This window comes from Tenacibaculum sp. 190524A05c, assembly GCF_964036595.1.
Lineage (GTDB): Bacteria > Bacteroidota > Bacteroidia > Flavobacteriales > Flavobacteriaceae > Polaribacter > Polaribacter platacis.
On the sequence record NZ_OZ038523.1, the window covers coordinates 2,991,043 to 3,007,303 of the forward strand.

At 31.4% G+C, this 16,261-nt stretch carries 17 protein-coding genes; 1 reads left to right on the forward strand and 16 read right to left on the reverse strand.

Annotated features, from left to right (window positions below; translation table 11 throughout):
* Nucleotides 1-33: 33 nt before the first annotated feature.
* Nucleotides 34-630, reverse strand: coding sequence for a hypothetical protein (locus ABNT61_RS13075; RefSeq protein ID WP_348743557.1), 597 nt, complete (start codon nt 628-630; stop codon nt 34-36).
* Between the two features lie 95 nt (nt 631-725).
* Here ABNT61_RS13075 and ABNT61_RS13080 point away from each other — a divergent pair, with 95 nt between their 5' ends.
* A complete protein-coding gene (locus ABNT61_RS13080) occupies nt 726-977 on the forward strand; it encodes a hypothetical protein (protein WP_348710491.1) in 252 nt (83 codons plus the stop codon).
* A 1-nt stretch (nt 978) separates the two neighbouring features.
* Here the strand turns inward: ABNT61_RS13080 and ABNT61_RS13085 are convergent, their stop codons facing one another.
* The 15 genes from ABNT61_RS13085 to ABNT61_RS13155 all read right to left on the reverse strand — a co-directional run bounded on the left by ABNT61_RS13085 (nt 979) and on the right by ABNT61_RS13155 (nt 16,259).
* A complete protein-coding gene (locus tag ABNT61_RS13085; RefSeq protein ID WP_348743558.1) occupies nt 979-1,752 on the reverse strand; it encodes a helix-turn-helix transcriptional regulator in 774 nt (257 codons plus the stop codon).
* Between the two features lie 121 nt (nt 1,753-1,873).
* Nucleotides 1,874-2,695 carry an NAD(P)H-binding protein gene (locus ABNT61_RS13090; protein ID WP_348743559.1) on the reverse strand — a complete coding sequence of 274 codons (822 nt, stop codon included), beginning with the start codon at nt 2,693-2,695 and terminating at the stop codon, nt 1,874-1,876.
* A gap of 14 nt (nt 2,696-2,709) precedes the next feature.
* Nucleotides 2,710-3,189 carry a DUF1772 domain-containing protein gene (locus ABNT61_RS13095; protein WP_348710486.1) on the reverse strand — a complete coding sequence of 160 codons (480 nt, stop codon included), beginning with the start codon at nt 3,187-3,189 and terminating at the stop codon, nt 2,710-2,712.
* Complete coding sequence (locus tag ABNT61_RS13100; RefSeq protein ID WP_348743560.1) at nt 3,186-3,578, reverse strand: hypothetical protein; 393 nt, start codon at nt 3,576-3,578, stop codon at nt 3,186-3,188. Before ABNT61_RS13100 ends, ABNT61_RS13095 begins: the two co-directional genes overlap by 4 nt.
* 89 nt (nt 3,579-3,667) lie before the next feature.
* Nucleotides 3,668-4,522, reverse strand: a complete 855-nt coding sequence (locus tag ABNT61_RS13105) for an AraC family transcriptional regulator (RefSeq protein WP_348743561.1) — start codon at nt 4,520-4,522, stop codon at nt 3,668-3,670.
* A 31-nt stretch (nt 4,523-4,553) separates the two neighbouring features.
* Nucleotides 4,554-6,902, reverse strand: coding sequence for a penicillin acylase family protein (locus ABNT61_RS13110; protein WP_348743562.1), 2,349 nt, complete (start codon nt 6,900-6,902; stop codon nt 4,554-4,556).
* A 151-nt stretch (nt 6,903-7,053) separates the two neighbouring features.
* Nucleotides 7,054-7,998: a transglutaminase domain-containing protein gene (locus ABNT61_RS13115; protein ID WP_348743563.1), complete on the reverse strand. Its 945-nt coding sequence runs from the start codon at nt 7,996-7,998 to the stop codon at nt 7,054-7,056.
* Between the two features lie 81 nt (nt 7,999-8,079).
* Nucleotides 8,080-8,814 carry an SH3 domain-containing protein gene (locus tag ABNT61_RS13120; RefSeq protein ID WP_348743564.1) on the reverse strand — a complete coding sequence of 245 codons (735 nt, stop codon included), beginning with the start codon at nt 8,812-8,814 and terminating at the stop codon, nt 8,080-8,082.
* A gap of 104 nt (nt 8,815-8,918) precedes the next feature.
* The gene (locus ABNT61_RS13125; RefSeq protein WP_348743565.1) at nt 8,919-12,026 is read right to left on the reverse strand and encodes a TonB-dependent receptor; all 3,108 of its coding nucleotides are present in this window, start codon (nt 12,024-12,026) and stop codon (nt 8,919-8,921) included.
* A 134-nt stretch (nt 12,027-12,160) separates the two neighbouring features.
* Nucleotides 12,161-12,853: a DUF2064 domain-containing protein gene (locus ABNT61_RS13130; RefSeq protein WP_348743566.1), complete on the reverse strand. Its 693-nt coding sequence runs from the start codon at nt 12,851-12,853 to the stop codon at nt 12,161-12,163.
* 114 nt (nt 12,854-12,967) lie between these two features.
* On the reverse strand, nt 12,968-13,936 hold the full coding sequence (arsM, locus tag ABNT61_RS13135) for an arsenosugar biosynthesis arsenite methyltransferase ArsM (RefSeq protein ID WP_348710475.1): 969 nt from the start codon (nt 13,934-13,936) through the stop codon (nt 12,968-12,970).
* A 2-nt stretch (nt 13,937-13,938) separates the two neighbouring features.
* Nucleotides 13,939-14,352 carry a DoxX family protein gene (locus ABNT61_RS13140; RefSeq protein ID WP_348743567.1) on the reverse strand — a complete coding sequence of 138 codons (414 nt, stop codon included), beginning with the start codon at nt 14,350-14,352 and terminating at the stop codon, nt 13,939-13,941.
* Complete coding sequence (locus tag ABNT61_RS13145; protein WP_348743568.1) at nt 14,352-15,167, reverse strand: purine-nucleoside phosphorylase; 816 nt, start codon at nt 15,165-15,167, stop codon at nt 14,352-14,354. The genes ABNT61_RS13140 and ABNT61_RS13145 overlap by 1 nt, the downstream gene beginning before the upstream one ends.
* Nucleotides 15,164-15,751: a TIGR04282 family arsenosugar biosynthesis glycosyltransferase gene (locus ABNT61_RS13150; protein ID WP_348743569.1), complete on the reverse strand. Its 588-nt coding sequence runs from the start codon at nt 15,749-15,751 to the stop codon at nt 15,164-15,166. Before ABNT61_RS13150 ends, ABNT61_RS13145 begins: the two co-directional genes overlap by 4 nt.
* A 10-nt stretch (nt 15,752-15,761) precedes the next feature.
* Nucleotides 15,762-16,259 carry a rhodanese-like domain-containing protein gene (locus ABNT61_RS13155; protein WP_348743570.1) on the reverse strand — a complete coding sequence of 166 codons (498 nt, stop codon included), beginning with the start codon at nt 16,257-16,259 and terminating at the stop codon, nt 15,762-15,764.
* Nucleotides 16,260-16,261: the final 2 nt, after the last annotated feature.

A 16,261-nucleotide genomic window follows, 5' to 3' on the forward strand; every position in this document is an offset into this window, starting at 1 on the left:
ATGTCGATTTATACGTAAGATAATTACAAAGTATTATGAATTATTTCCAAAGTAGAACGTACTCAACCAATTTCCATTTCCAATTTCATGATGGATTTTTGACACCCGTGTATTTCCATCAAATTTTTCTCCAAAACCTTTAATAGTTACAATGTCATTTGTTTTTACAGCTCCAGTTCCTTGAATTTTTATTTCTCCATTTATGACATTAGTATTAGAACGATTAATTGAGATAGTTGAATCCAATATGTTTTCATCAAGAGATAATTGAAGTATAGCTTCGTTGCTACCAATGTGCGAGTTTATAGAAGTACAATCCACGATAAGTATAGCGCCAATTTCAGCGTTAACTTTAATTTTTTTTCGAGTGATTTCAGCCGAGCAAATACTATGATTTTGATTCTCATATCCTCCTTTAACTTCTATAGTATTTCCTATTTCAAAAATGGAAGAGTTTGCAGTTGTAAAGTTCCTATCGTCAAAAATTTTGAGTTGTATATCATTATTTTGTGAAAATGTAATTTCTATATTAAAAACGTCAATCGTATCTGGTAAGTCACTTCCATTAGAAAGAATAGTGTAAGTAACTAAGCCTAAGTCTGTTCTTTTTATTTGGTTGTTTTTTATCATGACCAAAAGATATTAAAAATGATTTAAAATACTACAAATGAGGTATTGTTTAGCTTTTTGATTTTCAATTACTTCGTTAGATAAATACATCTATTATGAAACTAAAACAAACTTTATTAGTACTTCTTTTTATATGTTCAATTTCTCTGATTCAATGCTCTGACGACGAAAATAACGAAACACCAACCGAAATATGTTCAAATGGAATTGATGATGATGGTGATGGTTTTACAGATTGTGAAGACAATGATTGTGCTCAATCTCAAACTGTAGAATGTAATTGTAATGATGGACAAGATAACGATGGAGATGGTTTTGTTGACTCTGAAGACAACGATTGTAACTAGTTTATTGCGTACGTTTGATTAAATCGACTATATTTTTACAGTCTAATTTTTTAAAAATATTTTTGCGGTGTGTTCTTACGGTATGAAAACTAATGTGAAGAACATCCGCAATTTCTTTATTGGTTTGTCCTTTTTTCAAAAGACTAACAATTTCTCTTTCTCTAGATGATAATTGATTTTGAAAGCTTTTTTTTGCTGAGTTTTTTTGCTTTGGATAGCAAATCGAATTTGTTTCCTTGTTGTATATATAGTAGCGAAAGTTTCGATCACTTTTTATAGTTGCAATTGAAGTTTGTAATACAGCAACTGCGAATACTTTTCCTTTAGTGTTTTTAATATGTTTTAAAACTTGATGTAATACCCATTTTGGTTCATCTCCTCTGTAGGAAAACTCACGATTAACAATAAAATTATCGTAATCTTTTTCATCTATCGAGTTGAAAAATCGTCTTTGATGTAAAGTACTACTTACAATTTTAGGCATATGACTAAAAGTAGCTTTGGTAAAAATATATTTTGCTCCTTTTGTGAAATATAACTCTCTAGGAATTCCAGTTACCAATTCAATAGTATCATCAACAAATAAGAATTTATTTTCTTCAACATCAAAAATGTTTAATGCAGAAGCTCCAAAACCAGTAATGTATTTTTTGAGTTCTGGAATTTGATCTTCTAAAATTTGAGTCTTTAATTCTGGTAATGTTTTTCCTATTATGGTTTTCCAATCATTGGCCATAGTATGAAATGTTAAATCACCAAGATTGTTTGAGTTCATAAGTTTCTGTTATTCTTTGAGTTAGGTGAGTTGTAATATACTGTTTTAGAATTAAGTTGAACAAAAAAAACAGTTTGAATTTGAATTCAAACTGTTGTGTTTAATTTGGTTTGTAAAAGAATTAATTCCAAACACCTGTTTTTGCAGTTTCTACAGCATATTCTGTAAATGTTTTGGCCTTTCTTCCTAGAACTTTTTCAATATCTGTTGAAATAAGTTGGTTGTTAGGATTTGTCAATACATTACTAAACAAGTATTCAATTAACCAAACTACATCTGCAGGAATTTGTGCTTTGCGCATTCCATCAAGGTACTGTTCTAATGTAATTTCATGAAAATTGAACTTTTTGTGAGTAGCAAGTCCAATGGTAGAAACAACGTCTTTGAATGTAATTAATTCAGGACCTGTAACTTCAACAATTTGTCCATTATAATTATCATTCATTAAAACTTCAGATGCGACTTCTGCAATATCATTTGCATCCACAAATGGAATTAAAATATCTGACATTGGTAAAGCAACATCTCCAGAAAGAATTGAATCTAAGAAGAAACTTTCACTCCAATTTTGATTGAACCAAGAAGCTCTAACAATAGTGTAATCTAAACCTGAATTTGCAACAATTGCTTCACAAGCTTCTGCTTCTGCTTCTCCTTTACCAGATAATAACACCATTTTTTTCACTCCTAATTCTTTTGCTAAATAGGTTAAGCTTTCAACAGCCTCCTTAGCTCCAGGAACAGCTAAATCAGGATAGTATGTAACGTACATTCTTTCAATTCCTTCCAAGGTTTTTTCCCAAGTGCTTTTATCGTTCCAATCGAAACCAGTTGCTGCGCTTCTTGCACCAATCCTAGATTCAATTCCTTTGTTTTTTAATTGTTCTACTACTCGGCGACCAGTCTTACCAGTTCCTCCGATAACTAAAATATTTGTGTTCATAATTGTTTTATGGATTATTTTTTAATAAAAATTGAGATAAGTAAGAGTAGGAATGAAACCAAACCAGCTAAAGTTCGAATAGTGTGAAATCCATTCCAGTATCTTTCATAATAGGTTCTGAAACTTTTCAGTTCAGATAGGTTTAATTCTTTAAGGTTAAGAGCATCTAACTCATTATTTAAAGGAACATTTCCAAAAGCTGTAAATCCGAAAGTTCCAACAGCGTATATAAGCATCGCAGATAATACTAACCAAAATGTAGGTTTATGATTAAACTGAGTTATGGTACTTATTACTAAGAAAACTAGGCTGCCAAAGAATACGGCAAAAAATACAGGATTTAGTATTTCCTTATTAATGCTTTGCATGGTTTCCAAGTAGGTGATATCTGTAATTTTTTTAGTTCCTGGAATAACTGAAACTGACCATGCGAAAAAGATTCCTGCAGACAAAGCAGTTAGAACCACCGTTATAAAAAAGATGATCGTTTTCATGCTTGTTGTTTTTTAATGAAATAGTTGCCAGAGTAAGTTGTGATGAAGTAGAATTCTACCATGATGATGTAAAACATAGGGTCACTAAAGAATTCAGCATAACTTCCACCGTAGGGGATAATTATCATAGGAACAGTAATAAGCATATCCAAGATTGTTGCTGTAATCATAAAAATGAAGGCCAAGTTTGATGGAGTAATACTTCCTTTTCGATAGTAGACGAAAGTTCCCAAACAAACTGATGGAATAATACCAAGAGTCAGAGTAATATTGGCTTGTACATCTGGATTACTCAAAACAGAAAACGAATAGGAAAGGAGAAAAGCGGTAACGCCTAATATCCAAACCATTATAGCGGAAAGAATTGCTCTTGTTTTATTGTGAATCATAATTTTACTTTTTAATTATGACACAAAACTATAGTGACTGTAAAACAGTTACTTATTCGAAAAGAACAATGATTTATTCGAAAAGAATTTTATACCTGACTTGGTCTGTAACCAAACTTTTTTTCAAAGGCATTTGAGAAAGAACCTAAACTATCATAACCAACTGCCCAAGCAGCTTCCTGAATAGTTTTTTGTTCTTTCTTAATAAGATTATATGCTTTTTTTAATCGTTCATTTTGAAGATATTTAAAAACAGGAACTCCAAATTGTGCTTTAAATTCTTTCTTAAGTTTATTGGTGTTAGTTCCTATTTTCTGAGCGAGTTCTGTTAATGAAGGAGGATTTTCTAGATCAGCGAGTAATATTTCCTGAGCGAGATTTATTTTTTCTAATTGAGAGGATTCAATTATCGTTGGTTTTTGACTTGCAAGTTGCCCAAAATAATGAGATAACAGTGCGCTCATATGACTTTTATAAAACATCATTTTAATTCCGCCTTCATAAGAATTGTTGAAGAATTGCTCTACCAAAACAAACATTTCTGGAGTCATTTTAAAAACGGGACCTTCAACATAGTGATCTTTTGGATGTACCAACTGTGATAAAAATTGTTCTAGGAATTCTCCTTCACCATTCGGAAGTTTATCTAGATTTCTAACAGTAGTAGCAATTACCAAACATTGTAATGGTTTTTCGTTCGAAACATGATGTTCAAAAGCAACTTTATCATCTGCATAAAAAGATAGAATCATTCCTTTAGTTTGTTGAAATTCTTTGGTCTTTCCATCATATTTGACTTTCAATCCAACATCGCCAGAACCGTAAAAGGCAATAGCAATAACAGGCTCGTCGAAATAACAGGTATCGACGAGATTTGTACTATTAGTAGTTGCTTCCTCTAATAGAATTGTACAATCGTTTATGTCTATAATTTCACGATTCATTGCACTGTTATAAACTAGTATCGACTAGAAATTAATCTAAAATCAATTTATATTTTGAGTTTTCAAGTACTTTTTCTTGAGAAATCCAATATGGAATCCAAGTATTATTCTTCCAGATTTCCACTTGAGATTTATAATAAGGATGAAATATTCTAGCTGAATTTCCTCCAGCAAGAGCTCCCATAAATTTTTCAGAATCGCTTAAATCAGCGACCATTCTGAATGAACTAAACCAACCCGTATCAAAGTTGAGGTCTTTTGTTTTTTTATACATTCCTCTATTTATGGTTTGATTAGAACCACTTTTCGGGAATTCCTCAAAACCAAGTAAAGATTTACCAAAACCATCTTGACGAATTGGGCTGGCGAAATATATTTTATGAATTTTACCCCAAGTCCATTCTTTGGAATTTGGACCAATTTCTTTAGAAAGATACTTCGTAGTCATCATTCCAGCTTGAATAATTAAATCATCTAGTGTTTCAACTTCAGGTGTAGTGATGTTATCTATAACTTTGTGATTCGTAACAATGAAATCATCTAATTTTTGCATCCAGTAATATCCGCTACTCCAGAATGTATCTTCTAACTCATCTGGTAATTCATCGTTTAAAATTAGAGTTGCCAAATATTCATACAATACATTATAAACAGCTCCACCTTGCGCATTTACATCATCAACATAATTCCAGTTATTTAAGATTTCGCCTAATTCTTTTGTTTCGTCATTTTTGTTCAGAGCAGTTACAAAAATAGGAGCTAATCTTTCTGCTTGCATGCTTTTACAGTCTAGAATGAGTTGCCATAAATCATCCTTACTAAACTTACGATTTTCACCTAAAACCTCTTTGATTCTTAAGTAACGATAATTCGGTGAGAAATGCTCTGAGTAATAAAAAGGATAATCATCAGGACGCGTATCATGGTTTGCTGTTGCCACCCAATTTTTCTCAGGATTTATCATATGCGGCATACTATCTTTAGGAATAAATTCATCAAAAGTTTGACTTTCTTTAATCATTCCTTGACTATTTACTCTTTTAGGAATAAGACCTGTAGCTTGATGCGCGATATTACCTTCTACATCTCCAAAAACAAAGTTGAAAAACATATTATCTACTCCGAATAATGCCTCTCTGAATTCAGATACATTTTTAGATTCTAAAAAACGCTCAAAACCAATAGATTTACTTTTTGAATAGGCCAGTGACCATTGTAAACTAACAATATCTTGAGTCATAATTCCAAAAACGTCAAAATCGGAAATTATTGGACCACGAACTGTTGATCGAACTTCAATTACAACATCTTCGCCATCTTTAACTTTTATAGTTTCTTTTCTTTTTGCAATTGGAAGTTTTTCCTCTCCTGCAAAATAGAAATCACCCTCGGTTTTTTCTATACATAAATCTTGACTATCACCATAACCATTAGTAATTCCAAAAGAAACAAATTCGTTACGACCGCCAAGAATTCCTGGAATACCTGGAATTGCAATTCCAGCACTTTTAAATTCTGGACATGATAGACCAATAGGATGGAAAATTCCAGGAAGTAATCTAGAATCAACATGAGGATCATTACAAACTATAACTTTGCCCGAAGCTGATTTTTTTCCAGAAACGGCCCAGTTGTTAGAACCAAATTCAGGTAATGGTAATAATGTTGGAGTCATTTTCGTTGGCTCAACATTTAGTTTTTCTGAAAGAGCAGTATTAATCTTATTAAAATCAATAAGCAATGGTTTTGTTCTATCAGGGTTTATGTTTAGTGGAAATGTGTTTTTATCTAAAGTAGATTTTGCAGCAAGATTTAAGGTCAGAATTTCATCTTCCATATCTCTACCATGAGTAAAACCTATAAATAGGATGATATTCATAATATCTAAAGGTTGAATTTCTGATGGTTGAATACCAAGTAAACTTAATTCTACGGGAAACTCATTTGAGCTAGTTGAAAGGTATTCATTAAAACCTTCGCAGTACCAAGTCAAAAAATCTACAGATTCCTTATTTAAATTAGAAAAGCTATTTTTTGCAAGTTGAGGTAAATTAAAAACTCGCATTTTAATATCAGATTGCACCATTGAAGGTCCAATTATTTCTGCTAATTCTCCTTTAATTAATGCTCTATAAAATTCTATTTGGAAAAGACGATCTTGAGCAGATACAAATCCTTGTCCTCTAATTACATCTGCTTTATTCTGTGCAACAACATACGGAACACCATTTTCATCTCTATGAATTTGTATAGGAGCGGTATTTTTTGAAATTTGTACAGTTCCTTCTCTTTTAAAGTTATTGATATTTGAAATATAAACAACTGTAGCAATTATTAGAAGAATTAAGATTGAAGCAAAAATTAGTTTGCCTTTTTTCATAGTGGGTCGGTTTTATCAAAAATAAGATTACTAAGATAGTTTATTATTCATTCATAGGGAATTATCTCCTAAGGATTTAAAAGTTAAAATAATTAAGGCAGGTTCAACTCGGGTTAAAATTGGAAGATCCAATGCTTTTTTGATTTAAAACCTAATAGGTCTTAAAACTAATTACATTGTCATAATACACATATCCATCTTTATATAGATGAACTTTATAATAAGCTTTATTTGGAATAGAATCTCGTTTAAATCTTAAGTAAGTATATCCGTTTTGATTAATTCTAATCAAATTTGGAATAGGTTTGAAATTTTTGTTGTTTTCACTAATTTCTAAAGCAGTATATAAGTCTTTTTTCGTAGTATTTTGCTTGTAAACTAAGTAATAGAAACTTTTGTCTCTTTTTAGAGTAGGAACGTCTGAATACCCAGAGAAAAACCAAATTAACTGTACAAATTTTGAATCGTTAAATTCTTTAAGGGACAACGGATTTTCTAGTAATTGCCATTTACTATCTTCTGGATAATGAGTGTTAATGGCAAGTTCAGGTTTAATGTCAAAGTAAAACTTTGACTGAACCGGGTCATAGGATGTTCCCCAAGTTGTGTCTACAAGAATCCATTTATCATTCAATTTAACGGCGTTCCAGGCATGTCTAAAATCATTATCATTATCTAATTCTACGAAATGATTTCTTGCATCTCTGATATGTCCTGATACGATTTCAACTTCAATATCACATTCATCCATAAACCACTTGAACAAATTTGCATAACCGGCACAAACACCTTTTCTATCCGTATAAACTGTATATGCGTGTTGCTTTTCTTCGTATTTTTCGTAGAGTTCTCTACCGTACATTTTATCCATTTCTCTAAGAAATTCATTGTCATAGGAAATATTGTTTCCTATCCAGTAGTAGAAGAATTTAGCAAGGTCTGTTTTCGATGTTAGTTTTTTTTGTGCGAAAACTGTAAGTTCCCACATTTCTAAATTTAAAGTCTTACTTTTTTCAACTAATGATTTAACCTTGTTTTCTTGAGAAACTAATGTTATTGTTAGTGCTAAAAAGCTAACTAGTAATAATTTTTTCATAGCTAAAAGTTTTTGATTTAATAAATTATTACACCTCCATTTCAAAAACTTTGCCTTTTTATCGAGAAAGATTATATTTTTTTAACATCCGCAATACAAGTCTACTATAGTCGCGTTTTTTATTTCTTCAATTTTGTAATAACATCCAGGATTAACTTCTTTAGGTTCAAACTTAGTGTTATTTGCTTTCCATACATTTTGATCGACTCCCATTTTGTTTACCTCATAAATTTTCTCAATCCATTTCATTAGCTTTTTTCGATTCATTTTCGGAAGTTTTAATTTTATTGAAGTACCTCCAGCTTCTTTACATTGTATCACTTCAAATATTATTTCTGGTTTAAAACGTTGAGAAAAAGAACAAATTTCCGAGCTATTCCAATCGTAGTATTTAATGTTAAATTTTTTTCCAGATTTAGTATAGTATTTTGAAAGATATAGATAAATAACTTCAGTTTCCTGATTTGATTTATGAGCTTGTTTGAGTTCTTGAATATCAGGTTCCACTAGTTCAAAAGTTTCATTTTGAACCAAAAAACCACTAAAGACATAACCATTTTGAATTCCACCAACTTCTTTAATTAAAACCCACTCTCCTGAAATTCTTTTTCCGTCATCTTCAATGTTTAAATTGATGTCTGTTTTTTTAATTATTTCAACTTCAGATCCATATAGTAGTTTGCTTAATTTCTTTGATTTCGTATTTGGCTTTTCACGAACTATTAAACCATTCTCTGCACTTACGAATTGAATTTCTTGTGCAATTAACTGAGTTGCTAAAATCAAAAAGAAAAAAGAAGCAATTAATTTTTTCATATTGTCAGAACATTACAATTATTTTATGACTAAGATAGTCCATTATATCACATAAAAAAACCAGCATTTTTTGCTGGTTTATATATATGTAGAATTATTCTTTTTTAAAACGAGTATTTCAATCCTAATTGTGCTTTCCATCTTGAATTGATCACGTCAAGAACCCAAGGTTTTGCATTTTCATCTAGTGTGAATTGATATATAGGTTGATTGTTTTGCACTCCTTGAAATTCTAATAAGTTAAAGTTTGAATTTACAACATTAGGCACAAAAACTAAACGTCCCCAGTTTTTATTTAACAAATTCAATACATTAAATACATCAAAGCTTACTTGTAAATTATCGTTGTTTATAAATGGAATATTCAATACGAATTTTGCATCTAATTGATGATTCCAAGGAGTTCTTCCTCCATTTCTTTCGGCATAACTTCCTCTGTTTTCTCTCAAATAGTCATTATTATTAATGAAGTTGTCTAATCGGGTCCATTGTTCTTGAGCAGAAACCAAAACATTTCCGTTAGTATCTGTAATATCTGTTAGTTGAATCTCACTTTGGTTTGCTGGAATATATACTAAATCATTTCTTGAAGATCCATCTCTATTTACATCTCCTTGATAAACCACAGAATATGGACTTCCTGATGTTCCTGTGTATAATGCAGAAACTTGTAATTGATAGTTATTCTTGAAATCAAAATTATAACTATGAGAAGAAACAATTTTATGACGAAGATCAAAGTTAGAAAAAGACACATCTGGATCATGTGAATTTATAGCTTGATTCCATTCGAAGTTTGCTGCAGACGAATTACGAACTGTACTGGAAACGTCTTTACTTTTCCCATTCGTATATCCTAAGAAACCAGCATAGTTTTCTGTTTCTTTTGAAAGTCCAAAATTGATATTGTAACGATATCCTTTATTGGTATTGCTTAATAAAAATACATTGGTAAAATCATCGTTTATTCGAGTTCCATTATAAAATAAACGATTGTCTGCTCCTGAATAATTTCCAAATTCTTGACGTCTATTTATCGATTGAAAAAAGATTCCTTTCAATACATCTGTATAGGTTGCTTCAACAGAAAAACGAAAGTTTTGAGGAAGCTTGGCTTCAAAACTTAATCGAGTTTTCCACTCTCTTGGTAATTCAAAATCGTTGTCAATTAAGTTGATTTCGGTTAATCCTGGTTGTTGATTAGCTAGAACACCTAGATTTTCTTCTAATTGAACAACATTCCCATTTGGTCGGATATCAACATTAAAATAATCAGTTCCAGAAATGTATTCAGCATACGCAAACCATAAATATGGAATTCTTCCCGTAAATAATCCGCTTCCTCCACTAAGTGTATACTTTTTATCTTCATCTAACGCGTAGTTGAAACTTACTCTTGGATTGATATGTGGATTCACGTCAATTTTATTAGTAAACTGACTAAATTCTGGAGTATTGGTAACCAAAGGACTTAAAGGTAAATCGTCTAATAACAATTGATTGTCTAAACGAACACCGGCATTTACAGTAAATTTATCGTTGATTTTAATTTTATCCTGAATGTAAAAAGCTGTAGTAAGTACATCTATTGTAGCCGATGGTTGGCTGTTTACAAAGTCGAACGTATTATTGGAAACATGATAAACTCCACGAATTCTTGATGGCATATCATTTAAAAAATCATCAACAGAATTGTAGGCCCAACGTCCATTCCATGCGGTTAAAAAGCCATAATCAATATCATTATATTGCAATAATAATCCACCTGTAATGGTATGATTGTTTTTATAATATGTGAGCTTATCCGTTAATTGAAAAGTATTCAAGTTGGTGTTATAAATAGAGGCTTCTCTATATGTTCCTGCGAAAATTCTATTCGAAGAATCGTTAATTTCTAAATGTGGAAAAACACGGCCATCGTAAGAACGATCTTCTTTTACTTTGTTATAGCCTAAAGTTAAGATGTTAGAAGTGTTTTCTGATAAACTAGAGTTTAGCTCGAAGGTTGTACTATTTAAAATGCTGTTATGACGATATCCTTGATTCCCAAAATTAAATACTGCCTGATTCCATTCTAAATTGTCAGCAAAACTTTTTACAAAGTTGTTTCTCAAAGTCAGTTTGTGATTTTCAGATAAATTATAATCTAATCTTGCGAATATTTTCGTTGAAGCAGTTTGAATATCAGCATTCTCAAAAGCACCCGGATCATAATTATAATCGTTTCTTAATTTATCGGCAATGGCAATTACCGTGGATTGATCAATATTAGAAGCATTGGTTCCAGGAGCTCCTAATACTGGGGTTTTACTTATTGCTTGCTCTACATTTACATAATAGAATAGTTTATCTTTTTGAATTGCGCCACCTAAACCAGCTCCGAATTGCACATCATAAAAGCTATCGACATTTTGCTCATTTCCTTCTGCGAATTTTCCAATTAAAAGTTGATTGTTTCCATATCCGTAAACTTCACCTTGAGTTTTATTAGTACCGTTTTTGGTTACCACATTAATATTTGCTCCTGTAAAGTTTCCGATACTAACATCAAACGGAGATGTTTTTACAGAAAGTTCTTTAATCGCTCCAAAACTTATGGGCTGACTCCTAGAAAGACTTCCAGGTGTTCCATTAGCAGATGATCCTGAAGCTCCACTTGCAGGCTCTTGAAAACCAACTACATCATTACTAGCAATTCCATCCACATTAAAGTTGTTAAAACGATTACTTGCACCACCGAATGAATTTAAATTTGCATCCGATAAATTACGCGTTAAATCTTGAACACTTCTACTAATCGATGGAGTTTTAAGTAATTGCTCGGTAGAAATATTTCTAGTTTTTTTAGTTACAGAAGAATTAATAACAACTTCATCAAGAGCTGTGCTTTCTTCAGTTAATACGATATCTAAAGTTGTTGTTTTTCCTAAGTTGATTTGAATGTTAGATTTCTGATATGTGTGAAAACCGATAAATTGAATTTCTAATCGATATTGATTACCAGGAGGAATATTTGCGATTAAGTAATGACCAGATTCTTGAGAGGTTGTGGTGTATTTTGAGTTGGTATCTAAATCAGTAAGAATAATGGCTGCATAGGGAATAGAAGTCTTTGTATTATCAGTAATTTTTCCTTCTAGAATACCAGTAGTTTCTTGTGCAAAAGTAAATTGTATCGTAAATAATAAAACTATAAAAATTGAAATTTTCATGTTTGTAATAATGTGTTTCAGTAAATGAATTGGTTTGATGTTCAGCCACGATAATTCTATGGTAAGAACCTAGATGAAATATCATTCATGAAAGTTCTGTTCGCAGAAATACAGTGACGTAATAATTAAGTTTGTTATGAAATCACAATTGAAGGAGAACCTTTGTTAAAGGTATCAGAAGAATATGTTGAAATGTAGGTTTTGAAAATTTTTACTACAAACTCTTTAGGAAAAGAAAGGATTGAAAGTATAAGATGTTTTAGAATCAGACTGGTATTTGTGAATCTATTGATGAAATAATATAAATCTTTTGTTTCATCAACATCCTTTAAAACTTCAATATGCTTCGTAGTATGCTTTTTTGATGTTAAATACTGTTCTAAAGCAGTAAAAAGGTGATTACTTTGCCAAGGTAACTTTTGAAATTCTTCTGTATTGAAAGTACTTTTTGAAAGTGTAATCAAATAAGATCCACCATCCATGGAAGGTCCCAAAGTGAGAATTTGATTCTGAAGATTCTCTTTGGCAGAAAGTAAATGTTGGGTTTTTAAATCAGGAGTGTCGTTTCCAATAGTAATTACAGCATCATAACCTTGCTTAAAAACCGATGCTATGGCATTACTAAAGCGTTCGCCAAAGTTTTTTCCAAACTGATTTACATCTGAGAAAAGCACAACATCTAAACCTGTTTGTTTAGCTTTTAATAGTGTTTCTTCATTGAAATATTCATACAGGTTTTTAGAACCTGATATGTTCTTTTGTTTCAATTCTTCTTCAGGAGAATTGGCAAAAAGTAAAATTGCAGTATGAATATTCTTGTTATGCATTAATTAGTTTCGACACATTAAGTCGAGGTAAATCCTATGAAATTACGATACAAAGTATAAAAAATAAAAAAACACCTCAAGTCGAGGTGTTTCTATATTGTAATTTATTGTTTTTTAACAACATCCTCCACCATCATAATGGAAAGTAGATTCTGAAATGAAAATATCTTTTCTTCCTAAATCTGCTATAGCACCTGCAGTTTTATCACAGATAGCTAAAGGTTGATTTTTTAGTAATGTATGTCCTTTACCATCATCAAAATACTCTTCTTCTCCGAAGTAAATTGCGGCTTTACCAGTAAAAATACAAGGTCCGTCTTCTGGCATTGGATCTTTAATAGCAGCAACTTCAATTGATTCAATATAAATCAGTTCTTCAGTTGGATAATTTACAGGATCTAAAATTCTATATGGTTTTCTGGCTCTAATTTCTATAGTTCCGAAACCAGCATCCGTTAACATTTTAACGTATTCTGCAATTGGTAAACTTCCACTTAAACATAAAGCACGTAAACGCTCATCATTACGTAATGTTTCATTCATTGGTTGTTCACAAGTTGGATCACTCATAACTAAACGTCCATGTGGTTTTAAAACACGATACATTTCAGCAATAGCTTTCTTTAAATCATCTGCTTTAAAAATATTAAACAAGCAGTTTTGCGCAGCAACATCAATTGAATTATCTTCAACAGGTAAATTCATTGCATCACCTTTACGTAGGTCAACAAATTCACTTTTGAACCAATCGTTTTGTTCCTCAGCTTCAATGAAGTTTTTACGCGAAGCTTCTAACATTTCATCAACTACATCTAAACCAATTACACCACCTTTATTTCTGTTGAAATAGGCAAATTGTAGTAATTCCATTCCACCACCAACACCAACATATAGCATTTTAGGATTGTTGGTTAAATCTCTTGCATGCACAGTAGAACCACAACCGTAGTTCATTTCTTGCATAATTTTAGGGATTTTTAATCCTGGAAGTTCCCAAATAGGATTTGTAGTACAGCATAATCCAACATCTGGAGTTAAAGCTGCTTCTTTATATACATCTTTTGTTGTTTCTAAATAACTCATTCTTACTTGTCTTTTTTAATTAAAAAGTCTACAGAAAATTTATCAAGTTCTTTTGGTAGTAATAGTAAACTTACCAAAAGTATTGTTCTATACATTACATGAGATAAATCCCAAATAGGATCTTTCAATCCATGGCCAAAAGTCACTATTACAAGAACAAGTGCTAAGGCAAATAAGGCGTAATCTCTTTTCAATCCAATGATTAACAAAAAGCCAGCGATCAATTCTGCTAGAGAGGTGAAATAAGCAGAAAACAATAGAATAAAATCAGGTAATAATTCAGAGTAACTTGCTTGAAAGAAGTTTTTATAAACCGTATCCAATCCAAACTTAAACACTTTACCATATCCTTGGAAAAAGAAAATTAATCCAAGAAGAACTCTTATTGTTAAAACGGCTATTTGTTTGTTAAGCATTATAATTTATTAATCAATTCTTTAAAAATTGTAACCAGTTTTGGTTCTGCTTTACCTGCAACTGCAATAATATCTGCAATATCTACAGGTTGTAAATTTTTAGGGTTGCATTCATCAGTTAAAACTGAAATCGCACAACAAGGAATATCTAATTGTTTAGCTACAATTACTTCAGGAACAGTACTCATTCCAACAGCATCTGTTTCTAGTATTTGAAGCATTCTGTATTCCGCACGCGTTTCTAATTGCGGACCTAAAACACTTGCATAAATCCCTTCATGTAGGGTTATGTCGTTCTGTTTTGCGATAACTTTCAGCTGGTCATTTAATTTTTTTGAATACGGTTCTAACATGTCGGCAAAAATGTTCCCGAATTCTTTTGCTTGTTTAAAAGCTAATGGAGAACTACCTTGTAAATTGATATGGTCTTCAATTAACATTAAATCTCCTTTTTTGTAAGAAAGATTAATTGCTCCGGCGGCATTTGAAATTAAAAGAGTTTTAATTCCTAATCCGTGCATTGTTCTAATTCCATAAGTAACTTCCCAAGGAGTATAACCTTCATACAAATGAAAACGACCAGACATTACAACTACATTTTTACCTGATAATTTTCCAAAAATTAATTTCCCTGAATGGAATTCAACTGTTGCTTCTGGAAAGTTTGGAATTTCACTGTATTGAATTTCTTGAGTGATTTCTATATCGTCAACTAACTTACCTAAACCTGTTCCCAATACGATTCCTACTTCTGGAGTGTCAATATTTTTATCGGTTAGATATTTTATAGTTTCTTGCAGTTGTTGTTGTTTCATGAATTTAAAAATTGTGTGAATGCTGGATGATTTTGAATGTCTTCAATAACATCAACATCGTTAAGTATTGGCAATAAAAATACACTTTGTTTTTTTAAGTCGCTTAAAGTGGCTTCTCGAACAGATGAGGTTCCCCAATCTTTATTTTTAAAAATATCAGGATACACTTGCTTTGAGGCTAATAGATAATATCCACCATCTTCTGCTGGACCTATAACAACATCATTTGAGTTCAATTGATTAAAAGCTTCATCAATGTGATGTGATTCTAAATCGTATAAATCACTCCCAATTATGGCAACTTTTTCGTATCCCATTGCGAAAGCAGTTGTGAATGCATTTAGCATTCGTTCACCTAAATCATCACCTTCTTGTTGTAGTTTTTGGAATACAGTAGCATCCCATATGTCATTATCTCTCACCTTAACAGAATAAAACACAGCCTTATCAGATGATGTTTGCTGTGTTACTTCTTTTGTTCTGTTTAATAAGAATTTATAGATCTCAAGTGCTTTTTCGTCACCTAGAGATTTTGCAAGTCGAGTTTTTACCTTTCCTAATTCGGGATTTCTGGTAAAAATCATCAACAAATTTTTACTCATATATCTTAATTCCTTTCGTTAACCATACTCCCCATTCTTTATTGAAAGCATGGACTTCTTCTGTGGGTTTATTGTTTTTATTTAGAACCCTATTTCCGTTATTTTTCCATTCAAAAATACCTCCATATAAGTTGAACACGTTTGTGTATCCCGCTTTTTTAAGTTGTTCTGCAACATCTTCTGAACGAATACCTAGAGAACAATATACTACTATTTTGGCGTTTTTATCTTCTGGTAATTGTTGTAGTGTTTTTTGTAAATCGAAATGATCATAACCAACACAAATAGCTTTATTTAGATGACTTACTTCAAACTCTCTTGGTTCACGAGCATCTAATAACACTGTGTTTTCATCTTTATCATCTAAATTTTCAACATGAATATATGGAACTGATTCTTGGTTGAATTTTTTCAATAACTTCTTTAAACTTCCCTGTGCTTGGGTAGTTTGAATTAAAAATATTGATATGATAAGGACTAATTGTTTCATGT